The 19,072-nt window shown below is 59.3% G+C and carries 14 protein-coding genes; 8 read left to right on the top strand and 6 right to left on the bottom strand.

Annotation, left to right across the window (positions count from 1 at the left end; translation table 11 throughout):
* The first annotated feature begins 92 nt into the window (after positions 1-92).
* The 8 genes from CA832_RS12750 to trxB all read left to right on the top strand — a co-directional run bounded on the left by CA832_RS12750 (position 93) and on the right by trxB (position 13,241).
* The gene (locus CA832_RS12750; protein WP_088342024.1) at positions 93-3,863 is read left to right on the top strand and encodes an efflux RND transporter permease subunit; all 3,771 of its coding nucleotides are present in this window, start codon (positions 93-95) and stop codon (positions 3,861-3,863) included.
* Positions 3,860-5,071, top strand: a complete 1,212-nt coding sequence (locus tag CA832_RS12745; RefSeq protein ID WP_088342286.1) for a TolC family protein — start codon at positions 3,860-3,862, stop codon at positions 5,069-5,071. The genes CA832_RS12750 and CA832_RS12745 overlap by 4 nt, the downstream gene beginning before the upstream one ends.
* Positions 5,072-5,086: 15 nt before the next feature.
* A complete protein-coding gene (locus CA832_RS12740; protein WP_088342023.1) occupies positions 5,087-5,626 on the top strand; it encodes a DUF3347 domain-containing protein in 540 nt (179 codons plus the stop codon).
* Between the two features lie 120 nt (positions 5,627-5,746).
* On the top strand, positions 5,747-8,161 hold the full coding sequence (locus tag CA832_RS12735) for a heavy metal translocating P-type ATPase (RefSeq protein WP_088342022.1): 2,415 nt from the start codon (positions 5,747-5,749) through the stop codon (positions 8,159-8,161).
* Between the two features lie 2 nt (positions 8,162-8,163).
* Entirely contained in the window at positions 8,164-8,886 is a 723-nt protein-coding gene (locus CA832_RS12730) for a hypothetical protein (protein ID WP_088342021.1), read from the top strand.
* Positions 8,883-10,616 (top strand): efflux RND transporter periplasmic adaptor subunit, encoded by a 1,734-nt coding sequence (locus CA832_RS12725; protein ID WP_088342020.1) that lies wholly within the window; start codon positions 8,883-8,885, stop codon positions 10,614-10,616. The genes CA832_RS12730 and CA832_RS12725 overlap by 4 nt, the downstream gene beginning before the upstream one ends.
* A 35-nt stretch (positions 10,617-10,651) precedes the next feature.
* Complete coding sequence (locus tag CA832_RS12720) at positions 10,652-12,202, top strand: arylsulfatase (protein ID WP_088342019.1); 1,551 nt, start codon at positions 10,652-10,654, stop codon at positions 12,200-12,202.
* A gap of 73 nt (positions 12,203-12,275) precedes the next feature.
* Positions 12,276-13,241, top strand: coding sequence for a thioredoxin-disulfide reductase (trxB, locus tag CA832_RS12715; RefSeq protein ID WP_088342017.1), 966 nt, complete (start codon positions 12,276-12,278; stop codon positions 13,239-13,241).
* A 69-nt stretch (positions 13,242-13,310) separates the two neighbouring features.
* Here trxB and CA832_RS12710 read toward each other — a convergent pair whose 3' ends face one another.
* The 6 genes from CA832_RS12710 to CA832_RS12685 form a co-directional block, all read right to left on the bottom strand.
* Positions 13,311-13,757 carry a hypothetical protein gene (locus tag CA832_RS12710; RefSeq protein WP_198944490.1) on the bottom strand — a complete coding sequence of 149 codons (447 nt, stop codon included), beginning with the start codon at positions 13,755-13,757 and terminating at the stop codon, positions 13,311-13,313.
* 105 nt (positions 13,758-13,862) lie between these two features.
* Complete coding sequence (locus CA832_RS12705) at positions 13,863-14,930, bottom strand: aminotransferase class I/II-fold pyridoxal phosphate-dependent enzyme (RefSeq protein WP_088342016.1); 1,068 nt, start codon at positions 14,928-14,930, stop codon at positions 13,863-13,865.
* On the bottom strand, positions 14,927-15,958 hold the full coding sequence (locus CA832_RS12700; RefSeq protein ID WP_088342284.1) for a dipeptide epimerase: 1,032 nt from the start codon (positions 15,956-15,958) through the stop codon (positions 14,927-14,929). The genes CA832_RS12705 and CA832_RS12700 overlap by 4 nt, the downstream gene beginning before the upstream one ends.
* Positions 15,959-16,073: 115 nt before the next feature.
* The gene (locus CA832_RS12695) at positions 16,074-16,796 is read right to left on the bottom strand and encodes a head GIN domain-containing protein (RefSeq protein WP_088342015.1); all 723 of its coding nucleotides are present in this window, start codon (positions 16,794-16,796) and stop codon (positions 16,074-16,076) included.
* Between the two features lie 124 nt (positions 16,797-16,920).
* Positions 16,921-18,657, bottom strand: coding sequence for a PspC domain-containing protein (locus CA832_RS12690; protein ID WP_088342013.1), 1,737 nt, complete (start codon positions 18,655-18,657; stop codon positions 16,921-16,923).
* 1 nt (position 18,658) lies between these two features.
* Positions 18,659-18,994 carry a PadR family transcriptional regulator gene (locus CA832_RS12685; RefSeq protein ID WP_088342012.1) on the bottom strand — a complete coding sequence of 112 codons (336 nt, stop codon included), beginning with the start codon at positions 18,992-18,994 and terminating at the stop codon, positions 18,659-18,661.
* Between the last annotated feature and the right edge of the window lie 78 nt (positions 18,995-19,072).

The raw sequence follows: 19,072 nt of genomic DNA, 5'->3' as shown, positions 1-19,072 counted from the left end.
TTACTTGTGTGTAACCCCCGGGGCCCAAAAGGCCACGGGTGAACCCTTTTGTGGCCCTCGGCCCGCATTCACACCTGTAAGAATCCAATCTCATGCTGAACAAAGGCATTAAATTCCTGATCGAAAACAAGCTGGTACCTGTCCTGCTGCTGCTCATCCTGTTGGGATGGGGTACGGCAAACGCCCCCTTTGGGTGGGATACCGGGCTCCCCTCGGACCCGGTACCGGTAGACGCCATCCCGGATATAGGCGAAAACCAGCAAATCGTATTTACCTCCTGGCCCGGGCGATCCCCCCAGGATATTGAAGACCAGGTAACCTACCCCCTTACCAGTTCCCTGCTGGGCATCCCCGGGGTACGCACCATCCGGTCTTCTTCCATGTTTGGTTTTTCCAGTATCTACATCATCTTCGAGGAAGATGTGGAATTCTACTGGAGCCGCAGCCGGATCCTGGAGAAACTCAACGCCCTGCCTCTGGGCCTTTTGCCGGATGGGGTTACGCCCGCCCTGGGCCCCGATGCCACGGCCCTGGGACAGATATACTGGTATACCCTGGAAGGGCGGGACAAAAACGGAAACGTAACGGGCGGCTGGGACCTGCAAGAGCTCCGCAGCATCCAGGACTACTATGTGAAATACGCCCTGTCTTCGGCCGGAGGGGTATCGGAAGTGGCGTCCATTGGGGGGTATGTGCGGGAATACCAGGTAGATGTGGACCCGGCCCTGCTTCGGGAATACGGTATCTCCCTGTCCGATGTGGTAATGGCAGTTAAGCGCTCCAACCGGGATATCGGGGCCCAGACCCTGGAAATCAACCAGGCCGAATACCTGGTGCGGGGCCTGGGGTATGTGAAGTCCCTTGAGGACATTGAAAACGCCGTGGTCGATTCCGAGGCGTACACGGCCATCCGGATCCGGGATGTAGCCCGGGTGCAGATGGGCCCTGCCCCCAGGCGTGGCATCCTGGACAAGGAAGGCGCCGAGGTGGTGGGAGGCGTGGTGGTAGCCCGCTACGGGGCAAACCCCCTGGAGGTGATACAGAACGTTAAGGAGCAGATAGCCCAGGTATCCTCCGGGTTGCCGGCCAAAGTGCTCCCGGACGGGCGTACCTCCCAACTCACCATTGTGCCGTTTTACGACCGCACCGAACTCATACAGGAAACCCTGGGCACCTTAAATGAAGCCCTGAGCCTGGAGATCCTGATCACCGTCCTGGTCATTGTGGTGATGGTCCTCAACCTTAGAGCCTCTATCCTGATTTCCGGCTTGCTCCCGGTGGCCGTCCTGATGGTGTTTATTTCCATGAAGGTGTTCGGCGTGGATGCGAATATCGTTGCCCTTTCCGGGATCGCCATTGCCATCGGGACCATGGTCGATGTGGGGGTTATCCTATCGGAAAACATCATCCGCCACCTAGGGGAGAACAAGGCAGAACCCGAGGGGCAGCGCCGTTCGGTGAACGACGTGGTCTATGGGGCCACCTCGGAGGTGTCCGGGGCCATCCTGACCGCAGTGCTGACCACCATTATCAGTTTTATCCCCGTCTTTACCATGATCGGGGCAGAAGGGAAATTATTCCGGCCGCTGGCCTTTACCAAGACCATGGCGCTGGCCGCATCCATTGTGGTTGCCCTGTTCCTGATCCCGCCTTTTGCCGCGTTTATTTTTCGTGAACGAAATCTGAAATCACTCTGGCGGTATGTCCTGGCCGGAGGTCTGCTCGCTGTTGGGGCCTATGCCCTGGTTATCGGCTATGGCCTGGGGCTGGCGCCGATGGCTTTCGGGGTTGTCGCCCTGGTGGAAAACCTGCACCGGGAAGGCCGGCTTCACGGCCCCCTGCGTCAATGGGGCGGGTATGGCACCCAGGCCAGGCTGGTGGTTTCGGCCCTTACCATTGTATTCCTGCTGGCCGAGTATTGGCGCCCCCTGGGCTTCGACAGGAGCCTGGGCATGAACCTGGTGTTCGTCTCGCTGATTTGTTTTGGCTTGCTGGGCGGCTTCTGGGTATTCCGGCAGTATTACACCCGCATCCTGAGGTGGGCTATGCGCAACCGCCTGGCCTTCCTTTCCATCCCCCTGGCGCTTGTGGTGGGCGGCGTGGTTATTATGCGCAATACAGGGGAGGAGTTTATGCCATCCCTCAATGAAGGCGCTTTTTTACTAATGCCCACTTCCCTGCCCCATGCGGGGGTGGAGGAAAACAAGCGGGTGCTGCAGCAGCTCGATATGGCGGTAGCCGGCATTCCCGAGGTGGAGACCGTGGTGGGCAAAGCCGGGCGCGTGGCATCGGCCCTGGACCCGGCCCCTCTTTCCATGTATGAGAACATCATCCGCTACCGCAGCGAATACCAAATGGGGCCGGACGGAAGCCCACAGCGTTTCCGGGTAGACGAGGAAGGTTATTTTGTGCTAACCGACGGCAACCGGGTGGCCAACCCCAATACGGATGCCCCGGAAGGAGCGGGCCCGGATATTGCCCCGGACCCCTTCAAACTGGACCGTACCCTGCTCATCCCGGACCCGGAAGGGGAGTATTACCGAAACTGGAGGCCCGAAGTCCGGTCCGAAAGCCAGATCTGGGACGAGATTGTCCGGGTTACGCGGCTTCCTGGGGTGACCTCGGCCCCCAAATTACAGCCCATTGAGACCCGGCTGGTGATGTTGCAAACCGGGATGCGGGCACCCATGGGGATCAAGGTAAAGGGGCAGGACCTGCGCGCCATAGAGGCCTTTGGCCTTGAACTGGAGAAGGTATTGCAAAAGGTGGATGGGGTAAACGCAGAAGCGGTCTTCGCTGAACGCATTGTGGGTAAACCTTACCTGCTGCTCGATATAGACCGGGAGGGGCTGGCCCGCTATGGCATTGCCATAGAAGACGTACAGGAAGTCCTTTCCGTGGCCGTGGGTGGGATGCCCCTGACCCAGACCGTGGAAGGGCGGGAGCGCTACGGCATCCGGGTGCGCTACCCCAGGGAACTCCGGGACACCCCGGAGGCCCTGCAGGGGATCTATGTCCCGGCCCAGGACGGGCGGCCTGTCCCCCTGGCGGAGGTGGTGGACATCCGCTATGAGCAGGGCCCCCAGGCCATCAAAAGCGAGGATACCTTCCTGGTGGGCTACGTCCTTTTCGACAAAATGGCCGGGCGGGCCGAAGTGGAGGTTGTGGAGAATGCCCAGGCGGCCATCCGCTCGGCTATCGATGCCGGAGAACTGCGCGTCCCTGCGGGGATAAGCTATGCCTTTACGGGCACCTATGAGAACCAGATCCGGGCGGAAAAGACCCTGAGCGTGGTGGTGCCGCTGTCCCTGGTGATTATCTTCCTGATCCTCTATTTCCAGTTCCGCAGCGTGTCTACCTCCCTGATGGTCTTTACCGGGGTGGCCGTGGCCTTCTCCGGCGGCTTCCTGCTGATCTGGCTCTACGGGCAGGGGTGGTTTATGGATTTCAGCCTCTTCGGGGAAAACCTAAGGGAGCTGTTCCAAATGCACCCGGTGAACCTTAGCGTGGCCGTATGGGTCGGTTTTATTGCCCTTTTCGGGATTGCCACAGACGATGGGGTGGTGATGGCCACCTACCTGGATCAGAGTTTTGAGCGCCATGCCCCGGACAGCCGGGAGGAGGTGCGGGAGGCCGTGGTGGCCGCCGGGGAAAAACGCATCCGGCCCTGCCTGATGACCACCGCCACCACCTTGCTGGCCCTCTTGCCGGTATTGACCTCCACCGGACGGGGCAGCGATATCATGATCCCGATGGCCATCCCGAGTTTCGGGGGGATGATGATTGCCTTGCTGACCCTCTTTGTGGTCCCGGTGCTCTACGGATGGAAAAAAGAATCAGAATTAAAAGCCAACCCGAGATGAAACGCATCCTGATAGTACTACTGCTGACAACCCTGCAGGGAATGAATGCCCAGGACCTGAAAGACCTGATTCAACTGGCGGAACAGCAAAACCCGGAACTCCAGGCCTACAGACTTCGGTATAACCTGGCCGAGGAGAAGGTCAGCGAAAGCCGGTGGCTGCCGGGAACCGAGATCAGTGCCGGGTACTTTGCCAGTGAACCGGAAACCCGGACGGGGGCGCAAAAAGCCCGTTTCTCGGCCCGGCAGATGCTCCCCTGGTTTGGTACCCGTGCCGCCCGGGAAGGATATGCCCGATCTATGGCCGAGGCGGATTTCCAGGCCTTCGAAGTGGCCCGGCGGCAGGTGGCCCTCGAGGTGACCCGGTCCTATTACGACCTATATCAGACCCGGGCCCAGCGAGCCGTCCTGGATGAAAACCTGGAGCTGCTGGCCACCTACGAAAAACTGGCCCTGACTTCCCTGGAAGTAGCCCGCGCCAGTGCCGTGGATGTCTTGCGCCTGCAAATCCGCCAGAACGAGATCCGCGAGCGGCAGGCAATGCTGGATGAGCGCTATACGGCAGAACTAACACGGCTCAACGCCTTGCTGAACCGCCCTTCCGGCACCGGGGTTGCCCTGGCCGAAACCGCCGGCTTGCCCGAGGCAGACGCCCTGGTGGGTACCGGTCTGGAACTGAACCCGGAACTGCTGCGCTTCGACAAGCTCTTTGCCTCGGTTGCCGAGGCCGAGGCCCTTAACCAGAAGGAAGCCGGCCCGGCCCTGGGGGTTGGGGTAGACTTTATTCCCGTACAGGAGCGGACCGATATGGACGTTTCGGATAACGGAAAGGATGTTTTCATGCCCATGATCTCTGTCAGCGTACCGCTGTTCGACACCCGCTACGCCTCCCGAAGCCGTCAGAATGCCCTGCGGCAGCAGGAACTGGAGGCCCTCAGAAGCGAGAGGCGCAATGTTTTGGAAACTACCCTGGCGCGTGCCATTTCCGGGCGCAATACCGCCCGGATCCGATATGAGACCCAGCGGGAAAACCTCAGGAAGGCCCGGGATGCCGAACAGCTCCTGCTGCGCAGTTATGAGACAGGGACCATCGATTTTTCAGACGTTCTGGAAATCCAGGAATTGCAACTCCGGTTCCAGTTGGAGCAAATCGGCGCCGTAAAGGAATATTACAACCAGATTGCCTTAATTCAATATATCACAGACTAATTTTAAATTCAGATCATGAACATGTATTTTAAAAGTACCCTGACCCTTGTCTTACTGCTTGTTTTCCTCGGTTGTAAGGAGGATAAAAAACAAGAAGCAGCCCCGACTGCAGCTCCAGCGAATGAAACTGCAGCCCCGGTAGCACAGGCAACGGGACCCGAATTTGCAGATGCGTCGGCCCAGATGGCCTGGGACCGCTATATGGACCTGAGGCTGGCCCTGGTGGAAACCGATGCCGAAACTGCAGCCCAGGCGGCTGGCAGTCTGGCCACCATGTTGGAAGAGGGATATCCGGAGCTCACCGGGATCGCCCGGGGGATTTCCGTGGAAACCGACGTGGAAAAGCAACGAGCCCTTTTTTCCGAATTTATCGGGCAGTCCGAAGGGTTTTTCGAGCAGGCCCTTACCGGGGGGACGCTGTACAAACAGTTTTGCCCGATGGCATTCGGAAATACAGGCGGGTACTGGCTCAGCGATGTGGCCGAGATCCGGAACCCGTATTTCGGGGATAAGATGCTCACCTGCGGGAAGGTGGAGGAAAGCATTACCCCATAGAAACGACTATCAGACAAGGAGTCCCAGCACTCCGAAGGTGCCGGGCCAATAGAGAGAGTTCAGAATAGAGTAGGGGATGGGCTGGAATCCAGCCCGGCCTCCAGACGTAAAAAGACGCCGATGAAACACACCTATTCAATAAAAGGGATGACCTGCATGGGTTGCCGCAGCCATGTAGAAGGGGCTCTGGCAGCCGTACCGGGCATTACCCGGGCCGATGTGGACCTGGAAAAAGGGGAAGCCGTCCTGGAAATGGAAATCCATGTCCCGCTGGAGACCCTGCAGGAAGCCGTGAAGGGCGCTGGCGGGCGTTACAGCCTGCACGGTCATGGGGATGCCCCTGAGGAACCGGAGCCCGAACCGGAACCCGAAGGCAGGGGTACGGGGGTGTTTTATTGCCCCATGCAGTGCGAGGGGGATAAAACCTACGACGCCCCGGGCGACTGCCCGGTGTGCGGGATGGACCTGGTGGAGGAGAAGACCCTGGACTGGGGCGGGCCCCAGCAGGAAGGGGAATCGGCCGAAGAAAAAAGCTACCGGGACCTGCTGCGCAAATTCTGGATTGCCCTGGCCTTTACCCTTCCCATTTTTATAATCGCCATGAGCGAGATGCTTCCGCAGAACCCGCTTTACGGGGTGCTGGAGCAGCAGTACTGGAATTGGGTGCAGCTGGCCCTGTCCCTGCCGGTGGTGTTTTATGCTACCTGGATGTTCTTCCGCAGGGCATGGCGCAGCGTGGTGAGCTGGAACCTGAATATGTTTACCCTGATCGGGATCGGGGCTGGTGTAGCCTGGGGCTTCAGCCTGGTCGCCTTGCTGTTTCCGGGGTTTTTCCCGGAGCAGTTTAGGACCAGTTCCGGAACGGTCCATGTGTATTTCGAGGCTGCTACGGTAATCCTTACCCTGGTTTTGCTGGGGCAGGTCCTGGAGGCCCGGGCCCACAGCCGTACCAACTCGGCCGTAAAGGAATTGCTGCAACTGGCCCCGCAGACCGCGGTTAAGGTGGTAGACGGGGAAGAACACGAGATAGGCCTGCAGGATGTCAGGCAAGGGGATATCCTGAGGGTAAAACCCGGGGAGAAGATCCCGGTGGATGGCCGGATAACAGAAGGGCAAAGCGCCATAGATGAATCCATGATTACCGGGGAGCCCATCCCCGTGGAAAAGGCCGTGGGCGATTCCGTAAGCGCCGGTACTCTCAACGGGAACAAGACCTTTCTGATGGAGGCCGAGAAAGTGGGGAGCGATACCCTGCTAGCCCAGATTATCCAGATGGTGAATCAGGCCAGCCGCAGCCGGGCGCCCATCCAGAACCTTGCCGACCGGGTTTCGGCCTACTTCGTCCCCATCGTGGTGGGGGTGGCTGTGGTCACATTTATCGTCTGGGCGCTTTTGGGCCCGGAACCCGCTTATGTATATGCCCTGGTTAACGCCATAGCTGTGTTGATCATAGCCTGCCCCTGCGCCCTGGGCCTGGCCACTCCCATGTCTGTCATGGTTGGGGTCGGAAAGGGCGCACAGAATGGCGTCCTGATCCGAAATGCGGAAGCCCTGCAGCGGATGAGCAAGGTAGACACTTTGGTGGTAGACAAAACCGGTACCCTTACCCTTGGGAAACCGGTGGTGGAACATATTCAGGCAGAGGAGAACTGGGACCAGGGGAAGGTCCTGCAACTCATGTCCTCGCTTAATGCCCCAAGCGAACACCCCCTGGCAACCGCCATCCTGGAGCGGGCCAGGGAGGGCGGCCAGGACCCGCTTGCTGTGGAAGACTTCGAAGCGGTTACCGGGATGGGGGTGGAAGGCCGCGTTGGCGGGCAGGCGGTTGCCCTGGGTAACCGTCGGATGATGGGCCGCAGCGGGGCTTCGGTTAGTGCCGGGCTCGAGGAAGCCGTACGAGGCTATCGCAAACAGGGCAAAACCGTGTCCTATCTTTCCGTAGACGGGGAAGTGGCCGGTTTTGTGGTCATAGGGGACCCTCTGAAGGAGGGAAGCCCCAAGGCCATTGCCACCCTGAAGGAAATGGGTCTGGAAGTGGTGATGTTAACCGGGGATAACCCTGAAACGGCCGAGGCCGTGTCCCAGGCCCTGGGCCTGTCCGATTTCCAGGCTGGGCTCCTGCCGGAAGACAAGCAGAAGGCCGTTACCGGGTTGCAATCCTCCGGGCGGGTGGTAGCCATGGCCGGGGACGGGATTAACGATGCCCCTGCCCTGGCGGCCAGCGACGTGGGTATTGCTATGGGTACGGGGACAGATGTGGCCATAGAAAGCGCTGGCATAACCCTGGTAAAGGGAGACCTCGACGGCATCGTCAGGGCCCACAGGCTCAGCCGGGCCGTGATGCGGAACATCCGCCAAAACCTCTTTTTTGCCCTGGTATACAACACCATAGGGGTCCCGGTGGCAGCCGGGGTGCTGTACCCGGTATTCGGGCTGCTGCTTTCCCCCATGATTGCTGCCCTGGCCATGAGCTTCAGTTCGGTATCCGTTATTGGCAACGCCCTGAGGCTACGCGGCTTAACCCTAAATAAGTAAAGATGGTAAAACGAAAAACGGCGCTTTGGATCCGGCGGGCACACCGCTACCTCGGGATTTTCCTGGGGGTTCAGTTCCTGATGTGGACGGTAAGCGGGATGTATTTCAGCTGGACAGACCTGGATGAAATCCACGGGGACCACTTCCGCAGGGCGCAACCCCAGCAGCATGTCTTTTCCGGCCTGATCGGCACGGACAGTCTTCAATTGGGCACTGGGGTAACCTCCCTGGAGCTGCTTCAGATTGGTTCGGCCCCGTATTACTGGATTGACCGAACCCAGTTGGTGGATGCCTGGACGGGGAAGAAAAAGGAAGGGATCACCCAAGAAGAGGCCCTTTTGGTGGCTGAACAACACATGCTCCCGGAACTCGAGGTATCGGGAATAAGGCGTATTGACAGTGTGGGCCCGCACCACGAGTACCGCGGCCGCCCCTTGCCCGCATATGAAATCAGCTACCGGACCCCGGAGCAGCTCAAGGCTTATGTGGCCGTGTCCAACGGGGCTTTCCAGACGGTGCGCCACCGGAGCTGGCGCTGGTTCGATTTCCTCTGGATGACCCATACCATGGATTACCAGGGGAGGGACGATTTCAACACCACCCTGTTGCGCGGTTTCTCCCTCATGGGGCTGGTAACCGTCCTGAGCGGGTTTGTGTTGTGGGGCGTGAGTTCCCCCACATTGAGGAGACTCAGAACAATCAAAACAAAAAAAGCAAAAGGATGAAAAAAGCATATATAGGGATAGCAGCGGCCCTGGTTGCCGGGCTCCTGCTGGGCTACCTGATCTTCGGGCGGAGTTCCTCCGCTGAGGTGCCCCACAACCACGAAACCGAGGTAGAGGCCGGGATGTGGACCTGCTCCATGCACCCACAGGTGATGCAGCCCCAGCCCGGTTCCTGCCCCATCTGCGGCATGGATCTGATCCCGGCGGAAACCGGGGAACTGCAGGCGGGACCGGACCAGATCCGCATGAGTGCGCACGCCATGGCCCTGGCCGATATCCGGACCATACAGGTGGGGTCCCAAAGCCCGGGTACGGAACAACGCATCCGGCTTTCGGGAAAGGTTTCGGAAAACACGGAGGCCAACCGGGTACAGGCCAGTTTTTTTGACGGGCGCATCGAGAAATTGCAGGTAAACTATGTGGGCCAAAAAGTAAATGAGGGCCAGCAGCTGGCCTCCATTTACTCTCCCGGGCTGGTAGCGGCCCAGCAGGAACTCCTTACAGCGGCCCCCCTGAAAACCGAGCAGCCGGAACTCTACCGCGCGGTCCGCAACAAACTGCGGAACTGGAAACTCACCGACGCCCAGATAGACCGTATTGAAGCCAGCGGGCAGGTGCGGGAGGCCGTCCCGGTTTACGCTACGGTTAGCGGGACCGTCACCGAGGTCCTTACCACAGAGGGGGACTATGTCAAGGCCGGTCAGCCAATAGCCCGCTTAAGTAACCTCTCCACAGTTTGGGCCGAACTGGATGCCTATGAGCGCCACCTCGGGCAGCTTTCGGTGGGCCAGTCGGTGCGGATCCAGAGCAAGGCCCTGCCCGGAAAGCAGTACCAGGCCCGGATCTCGTTTATCGACCCTATCCTGGATACGAAGACCCGCACGGTAACCGTCCGGGCGACCCTCGAAAATCCGGAAGGACAGCTAAAACCCGGGATGTTTATTTCCGGGGAAATCGAAACCGGGGTGCCTCAGGGTGCTGGTAAAGTCCTGTCTATCCCGGCCTCGGCCGTACTGTGGACAGGGGAGCGTTCCCTGGTCTATGTGCGAACCACCCCCGGGCAACCCGTATTCGAAATGCGGGAAGTGCGCCTCGGCGAACGTTCGGGAGAGGAGTATGCCGTTTTGGAAGGCCTGGAGGCAGGGGAGGATATCGTGGCCCAGGGCGCCTTTACGGTAGATGCCGCGGCCCAGCTCCAGGGAAAGAAATCCATGATGAACCGGTCCGGGGAGGGTGCTGCGGACCCGCACGCCGGCCATGGGGGAATGCCTTCCCAGGCCGGGGTGGGCACCTGGCCGGAAGGGTTGCGCGCTGCCTATCCGAAACTCCTGAAGCAATACCTGAACCTGAAGGATGCCCTGGTGGCTTCCCAGGCGAGTGATGCCAACGAGGCGGCTTCGGACCTGCGGAAGGCTTTGCCGGAAATCGGGGCCACCTCCCCGGCAGGGGAGGCCATGGCGGCCATGCGGCAGCATTTGGACCGCTTGCTGGCAGCCGGAGGAGACCTGGAGCGGCAACGGGCCGAGTTCCAGCAAATCTCCAACGTACTGATCGGTCTGGGGGGCGAAATGGGATCCGCCGAGGCACCCCTTTACGTGCAGTTCTGCCCCATGGCGGATGACTTTAAAGGAGCCTATTGGGTAAGCCGGGAACCGGAAATCCGAAATCCGTACTTCGGCGACGCCATGCTCACCTGCGGCGAGGTGCGCCAGACCTGGAAGGGGGAATAAGTCCTTTTGCCTATCTTGTGGGGAAACACCCTGGAATGCGTTTTAAGGTACTCCTCCGATTCCTGTGCGCCCTGCCGCTGCTCTGGACCGTTTCCTGCAGCCGGGACACCCAAAACCCCGGACCGCCCAATATTATCTATATCCTGGCAGACGACCTGGGGTACGGGGATATCGGGCCTTACGGTCAACGCCTGATCGAAACCCCCAACCTGGACCGGCTGGCCGCGGCAGGGATGGTATTTTCCCAACACTATGCCGGGGCCCCGGTATGCGCCCCATCCCGTTATATGCTGCTCACCGGCAAGCACGCCGGCCATGCCTATATCCGCGGCAATGACGAATGGGCCAGCCGGGGTCCGGTATGGGATTACCGCGCCATGGCGGCAGACTCTACCCTGGAGGGGCAACGTCCCCTCCCGGAGGGCGAGAAACTCCTGCCCCAATACCTCCGGGAAATGGGGTACCGAACCGGGATGTTCGGGAAATGGGGGTTGGGGGCGCCCCATACCCACTCGGTGCCAACCAAAATGGGGTTCGACCGCTTTTACGGGTATAACTGCCAGCGGCAGGCGCATACCTACTATCCGCTGCATTTATATTCCGACCTGGTACGGGTCCCCCTGGACAATGACACCCTTGCCCCACATACCGGATTTGAGGATACTGAAGAGGCCGATTACGCGGTATTCCGGCAACGCGATTACGCCCCGGACCGGATTTTCGAGGCCCTCAGCGCTTTTGTGGAGGAGCCCTCGGAAAAGCCCTTTTTCCTGTACTGGGCCACCCCAATCCCACACGTGCCCCTTCAGGCGCCGGAGCGGTGGGTGGATTATTACAGGGAAAAATTCGGGGAGGAGGAACCCTACCGGGCCGGGAAGGGCTTCGGGTATTTCCCCCAGGCTTCACCCCGGGCCGCCTACGCCGCCATGGTTTCCTATCTGGACGAGAATATCGGCCGCCTGATAGACCAGCTTAAGGCCCGGGGGCTGTACGAGAATACCCTGATCCTTTTCAGTTCGGACAACGGGCCTTCCTATGCAGGGGGTGCAGACCCGGAGTGGTTCGCCAGCGCAGGCCCCTTCCGCCCCGGTTACGGGAGGGGAAAGGGCTTTGTGTACGAAGGAGGCATCCGCGTACCCCTTATTGCCCACTGGCCATCGCGCATAGTCGCGGGCAGCCGTACGGACCACCCTTCTGCCCAATACGACGTTCTTCCCACACTGGCCGAACTTACCGGGTTTGAAGTACCGGAAACGGCAGATGGGCTTAGTTTCCTGCCAACCCTGCTGGGACAACCCGGCCAGCAGCAGCACCAGGCCATGGTCTGGGCCTTCCCGGAGTACGGGGGGCAGCTGGCCATCCGGGCCGGCAGGTGGAAGCTCCTGCAGCGCGGGCTGAATGACTCCCTGCGCAACCCGGGGCCGGAGCTCTTCGACCTTTGGGAGGACCCCGCCGAACAGCAGGACTTATCCACGGCCCTCCCCCAGGTGCGCGACAGCCTCCTTGACCTGTTGCGCCGGGAGTATCGCCAGCCAGAGGCGCCGGGCTTCAGGTTACGGGAGTGGGAAGCCGCCGAGGCCCCGTAACTGTTGATAACTTTTACTGTAAGGTCCGGCCCGAATCCGCTACTTTTAACCCGGAAATCTAATGTATCAGGACATGTCGCAACCCATTGAACGCATCAAAACCCTTATCCTGGGCTCCGGCCCTGCAGGGTATACTGCAGCCATCTACGCTGCCCGTGCTGACCTCAAACCCATAATCTATACCGGGATGGAACCCGGAGGCCAACTCACTACCACCACGGAGGTGGAGAATTTCCCGGGCTATCCGGAGGGCATAGACGGCCCCACCATGATGGTCCAGCTCCAGCAACAGGCGGAGCGGTTCGGGACCGAGGTACGCATCGGGATGGCTACCGAGGTGGCCTTCAGCGATGAGCCCGGGGGGATCCACCGGGTTACCATAGACGGGCAAACCACCGTAGAGGCCGAAACTGTCATAATTGCCACCGGGGCTTCTGCCAAGTACCTGGGTCTGCCCAGCGAGCAGCGCTTGCGGGGCGGGGGCGTTTCCGCCTGTGCTGTTTGCGACGGGTTCTTTTACCGGGGGCAGGAAGTCGCCATAGTAGGAGGCGGGGATACCGCGGCCGAAGAAGCGTCCTACCTGGCGAAAATCTGTAAAAAAGTCACCATGCTGGTGCGCAAGGACCAGTTGCGGGCCTCCAAGGCCATGCAAAACCGGGTGATGAGCATCCCGAATATCGAGATCCGCTTCAACACCGAGGTAGATGAGGTTTTGGGCGAGCAGGTGGTGGAAGGCCTTCGGATGGTTAACAACCAGACCGGCGAGAAGGAGGATATTGCCATTACCGGTCTTTTTATCGCCATCGGCCACAAACCCAATACGGATATCTTTAAGGGCCAGCTGGAGATGGACCCGACCGGGTATATCATTACCCATGGGAAATCGACCAAGACCAACAAACCCGGGGTTTTTGCCAGCGGGGATGTCCAGGACAAAGAGTACCGCCAGGCGGTAACGGCTGCCGGGACCGGCTGTATGGCCGCGCTGGATGCCGAACGCTACCTGCAGGAGGTGGAATCCACCCAGGAAGTTGGCTAGGCCCCCATACACAGGAATAAAAAAACGCCCGGGATACCCCCGGGCGTTTTTCTTTACGCTATCTGCGGCCTAACGTACCTTCCGGTAGTTTTCCGAGAAGGTGCGGTTGCCTTCCTCGTCTATGGTAATCTGGCTATAGGTATCCCCGTCCAGGATTAGTTCGAATCGGAATTCCCGGATGGTGTCCAGGGCCTGCATGAAGTAATAATCCCCGTATTCGATGGTTTCGATCAGCTCGTCTGAGGTGATGCGGTATGAGCCAAAGCCGAAGCGGCCAATGGTATCGTTGGGGTCTGTCCGCGACCACATCACTTTTCCGTTATAGTACATTTTTACCTGCCGGTAGCCCTCCACCAGCCTTACGGTGTCGGCCTGGTCGTCTGAGCTGAAATTACAGAAGCTCTCCAGTTCCCAGGTGCCTTCCAGGCTATGCATAGGTTCAGGTGCCCGGGTGGTCATGGCCACGCTCGTCAGGAAGACTACGACGAGCAGGATCGGTCCGATGTATTTTTTCATAGTCAACACGGTATAAGGTTAATAAAGTGTTAAAAAGATACAATAATTATTGATATAGTGTCAAGTAGCACAATCAAAAATTATGGGTCTTTCAGGAAAGTAGTCCTAGCTCTGAATTTTCTGGAATTCCGTTAACACCTCTGCCAGTCGCTCCATATGTTCCGTAGTGTGGGCGGCGCTCAGCACGATCCTGCTGGGCGATGCTGCAGGCCCGTCTGCCGTGTAGTCAAAATGGGTGACCAGGATCCCCGCCTTCTCCAGGAAGTCTACCAGGCCGGGGTTGCGGAAGGTGAAAACCGGGTATCCGGGCATCCACTTCAGGGAGGGCGGGAGCCCCTCCCGGGAAGCCAGGGTGGTACAGTGCCCGTCAAGCCGCCCGCGCTGGCCGGTAAGTAACCCTTCGGCCTCGGCTTGCAGGTAGGTGGCCAGGGCGGCAGGGGGTGGTGGGCTTGCCCCGCTGAAAAGGGGCTCCTGTTTGATGTCCGATATGCGGGATGCAGGCCCCAAAATTAGCCCAGCCGTAATTCCAAGGGCCTTGCCCATGGACCCGCACAGGATTACCTCCCTGAAGCCCACCTCGGCAAATGCCGGGTACGTGCCCCAGCCGTTTTCCCCGATCAGACCCAACCCATGGGAGTCATCTACCACCAGGATACACTGCCCGGAAGGCAGGGATGCGAGCTCGGAGACCACCATGCGGGGCCCTTCGGAAAAATCCAGACTGTCGGTAAAGATGACAGGGGTTTGCGGGGCACCCGATTCGAGATGCCGGGTCACGGCCTGCACCAGGGACGGCCAGTCTGCTGCCCTGCCGGCCCCTGGCGGGAGCAGTGCGGCATGGGAGGTAGGGGCAAAAAAGCAGCGGTAGGCAGGAGCGCTGAAACGGTCGGTAAGCAGCCGGCCCGCCAGAAACCCGGAAGACAGCGTAAGGGCCCCGCCGGCCCCGGCTTTTGCAGCCAGCGCCGTTTCGGCTTCCCCGTATAAGGCAAGGGTGACATTCCCGCTGCGGGAGGCGCCCCAATGGGTGCCGTAGGCCATGGTATTTGATGCGTACAGCTCCCGGAACCGGGGCGCGTGCTGCAGGCCCAGGTAGGAGGTGCCGCCAAAATACAGATACTTCCGGCCATTGGCGGTGATTTCAGGACCGGGGATGCCCTTTACCTGGACGTTCATGCCCGCAGCGGCATGGGGTGGAGCAGGGCGACCCCGCTGCCACCGGTTTCCGGATAGACTACCTCGGCCGCATCGGTGATGCGTACCCCGGTGGCGATATCGTTGCGGAGCAGCAGCGCCCCGTCCATATCCACGTAATCGAGTTGGGGCAGGAGCTGGGCAATGGCCGAAATGCCCACAGTGGATTCTGTCATACAACCCACCATCACTTTCAGCCCCAGGCTCCGTCCTTCCCGGATCATGCGCCGGGCAGGGGTGAGACCCCCGCATTTGGTGAGCTTGATATTAATCCCGTGGAAATGCAGGGCGCAGCGGGCCACATCGGCCTCCACAATGCAGCTTTCGTCTGCCATGATGGGAAGGGCCGAATAGTGCTGCACCTGTTCCATAGCTTCCCAGGCATCGGCCGGGAGGGGCTGTTCGATGAATTCCACCCCCAGGTCCTTCAGGGCATGGGAATTGGCGATGGTCTCCCGGGCCGTCCAGGCGCAGTTGGCGTCCACGCGGAACACCGCATCGGTATGCCGGCGCAATTCCTCCACCAGGGCCACATCCTGGTCCGTACCCAGTTTAATCTTATAGACCGGCCACGGCTTTTCCAGCATTTTAGCGACCATGACCTCCGGGGTATCCAGCCCGATGGTATAGTTGGTTAGGGGCAAGTGCTCCGGGGAGGTCCCCCAGATCTCATACAAGGGGCGCCCCAGTTTCTTACCGTAAAGGTCGTTGTAAGCCAGGTCCAGGGCACAGCGGGAAAAGGCAGACAACCCCAGGCCTTCCAGCATCTCGTAAAAGGCCTCCGGCGTTCCTCCGGGGAAGGCTTCGATGGACGGTCGCACCGCTTCAATTTCGGCCGCCATGGCGGCAACCGTGGTCCCGTAGTAGGGGTTGGAGGTAGCCTCGCCGAAACCGGTATGCCCACTGTCGGAAAGTGCGGCAATGAGGGTGTCCTGCGTATCGTGTCGCTCCCTGGAAATCCCGAAGCTATGGGTCAGTTCCAGGGTATAGGTTTGGGTTTGGAGTTTCAATCGTACCGGGTTTAGAAACCCTAAGGTACGGATTTGGACCATAAAAAAAGCCCCTGCTTTTGGCAGGGGCCCGAACCTGACGGCTCGCGTTCTGATTGATGAATTACGGTAGTGTTTAATACCGGTGTACGCTTCCCGAAGCAGACTTGCGGGTTTCCACCTGAGCGTCTCCGCTGTAGTGGATGTCGGCCCCGCTGGTGGCATGGGCAGTAAGGGTCTCTGTCGCGTAAACCCGGATATCGGCCCCGCTGCTGGCATTGGCATTGCACACCTGGGTTTCCAGGTCCTGGGCCTTGATGTCGGACCCACTGCTGGCGTCGGCATACAACAGGTTGGCGCGCCCGCTTACCACGATGTCGGCCCCGCTGCTGCAATCGGCTTCCACTTCGTCTGCCTGCAGGACCACCCTAAGGTCTGCCCCGCTGGAGGCATCCAGGCGGATTTTTGAGGCTTCGATGGTCCCTTCCCCACGCAGGTCGGCCCCGCTTGAGGCGTACAGGGCGGTTACCTCCGGCAGGCTTACATAGACCTTCTTGGTAGCCCGGCCGATGTTTTCGATGGCGTGTACGCGGAGTTTGCCCCCTTCGATATCGGTTCCGATGAGTTCGATGACATTCTCATCGGCCTCCACGCGGATGGAGAAATCGGCATCCTGGGTCACATAGACGTCTATGCCTTCGGAGGCGGTAATGGCCGTAAAGGATTCGTTTACGCTTCGGGTTTCTTCAACGACCACCCCGTTGCCGCGTTTGCCGGACCCCCAGTTTACGTCTAACATACAGGAGGAGGCCAAAAGGGCAAGGATCAGGGCGATGGTCATTCTGGCAAGTGTTGTCATGGTCTTCGTTTTTTGATTTGTGTTTTTTGAATGTTGATGTTGTTATTGATGACCCAAATTTCCGCAAGCGGAAGGGGTTTTCCCAGCTGACCCGACCGAACTGTCGGATTCGCAGGATGAACCGTCAGGGCCTGTTCCGTTCGTTGGCGCGGATCTTGACCCCGTCCTCGTTAATCTTTACGCGGATGTTCTCCTGGTCATCCTTGATGTCGATGTCCACGCCTTCCTCGTCTATAATGATGTGGCCCTCCCCATCCCGGTCGTATCCGGACTCGATTTCAGGCGGGCAGTCCTGGCAGATGAGTGTCCCATCGGGATCCATCACCCATTGGTAGCGGGCAATGTCCTTGCGGTACAGATCCCTGTCGGTCTGGGTGCGCCGGCCGATGTAATCCCGTGCCCCGGAATTAAACCGCAGGTGCGTGCCTTCGGGCAGGTAGAGGGTCAGGCGCATTTCCTGGTCCCGGACCTTGTTGACCACGTCCGTGGAGAAGGCGTTGTCCAGGCGTAGGGTGTTGTCGCTGAAGGTATAGGTATAGAGGATCTGCCCCGCGCGCTGGCGGGCATCCTCGTAGGAGCGGCCATCGGCATCCTTGCGCAGGCGCAGGGAGGCGGTGGAATCCTCGGACTTGCGGATGTCCAGCAAGAGGTCGTCGGAGTAAAGCATGGCCTGGTCGTTTTCGTTGTAGCGGATGCGCATACCCGAAACGACGGGGCCCGCTTCGTAGTCCCAGGCATCACCCGTAAACTGAACCCTGAGGGTGTCGTTCCCGGGTTCCAGGGCCAGGGTTTGCTCCTCGGTCACGCTTCCTGTAAAGGCATGGGCGGAAGCCTGTTTGATACTCAGCACGGTAAGAGAGATCAGGGCAATGAGCCACAGCCCCAGCAGGGAGAATTTCGCGATATTCCCGATGGATTTCAGGTTGGTAACCAGGATCCTCAGACCCAGGTACATCAGGAAGAAAAACGGGATACCCACCGCCAGGAAAACCAGCAGGGAAACAATCCAGATGGGCGTGTCGGTGTCGTTCAGCATTCCCACCAGGTCTACCCCGGGGATGTGCACTGCATCGACCACCCCTACGGTGAACAGGGCGATGACCAGCCCGATAAGGGCCGCTGCCCCGATGAGAATCAGCAGGATGCCCACAAATTTTCCGATTACCTTGAAGAAGAACATAATGATGTCCCCCAGGGTGTCGAAGAAGGTCTTCCCGGAACTTTTCACCTTGTTCCCCACCTTTTCGTAGTCTACGCTGCGCACTTTTTCAGCGACCTCGTCGAAGCCCTCCTTTACCTTGCGCTCGATGTTGCTGATATTGACCGGTTCCCCGGTCATATCGAGTTTCTGGGCGGTGGTGGCGGCTTCGGGGACCAGGATCCACAGCAGGATGTAGGCGATAAAGCCAAACCCGCTGAAGACGGCCAGGATGATAAAGATCAGGCGGATCCACAAGGCGTCCAGGCCCAGGTAGTGTTCCAGGCCGGCGCAGACCCCGCCGATGTATTTCTGGTCGATGTCCCGGTAGAGCTTTTTGGCTTTGGGGGCTTTGGGACGGGGGCCGCTGCGGGGCGGCTCATCCTCAAAGATGTCCTCGTCCACGTGGTAGTCCTCGGGCTGTCCCATTATGGCGATGACCTCGTCTACCTCCTTAACGGTAATGACCTGCCGCTCGTTTTCCATCTTCTCGTAGAAGAGCTCGGCAATCCGGGCCTCGATATCGGCAATGATCTCGTCGCTGCCCTTGGTACCGGCAAAGGAACGCTTGATCGCCTCCAGGTAGCGCTGCAGCTTCATATATGCGTTTTCATCGATGTGAAAAAGCATATTGGCCAGGTTTATATTTACAGTCTTGTTCATGTTACTTGCTTTTTTTGTTGGTTACCACGTTTACGGCGGTACGGAGCTCGTCCCAGGTGGAATCCAGTTCTTTGAGGAACATCTTGCCGGTTTCGGTGAGCCCGTAATATTTGCGGGGCGGCCCCGAGCTGGACTCTTCCCATCGGTAGGAGAGCAGCCCTGCGTTCTTCAGGCGGGTGAGCAGGGGGTAAATGGTCCCCTCCACGACCAGCATTTTTGCGTCTTTAAGGGTGTCCAGGATCTCGGAGGCATACTTGTCGTCCCCTTTCAGGATGGACAGGATGCAATACTCCAGGACGCCCTTACGCATTTGCGCTTTTGTATTCTCTATGTTCATAGTAGTCGCTTCTTTTGCTACCGCCTCAGGGGGTGCCTGCGCGGTGGGGGTTAACGGTTCGTTTTCTGATCATGATGA

The sequence above is a fragment of the Robiginitalea sediminis genome, assembly GCF_002198115.1.
Lineage (GTDB): Bacteria > Bacteroidota > Bacteroidia > Flavobacteriales > Flavobacteriaceae > Robiginitalea > Robiginitalea sediminis.
The sequence above is the reverse complement of the archived record's forward strand: the minus strand, read 5'-3'. Positions and strand labels throughout refer to the sequence as shown.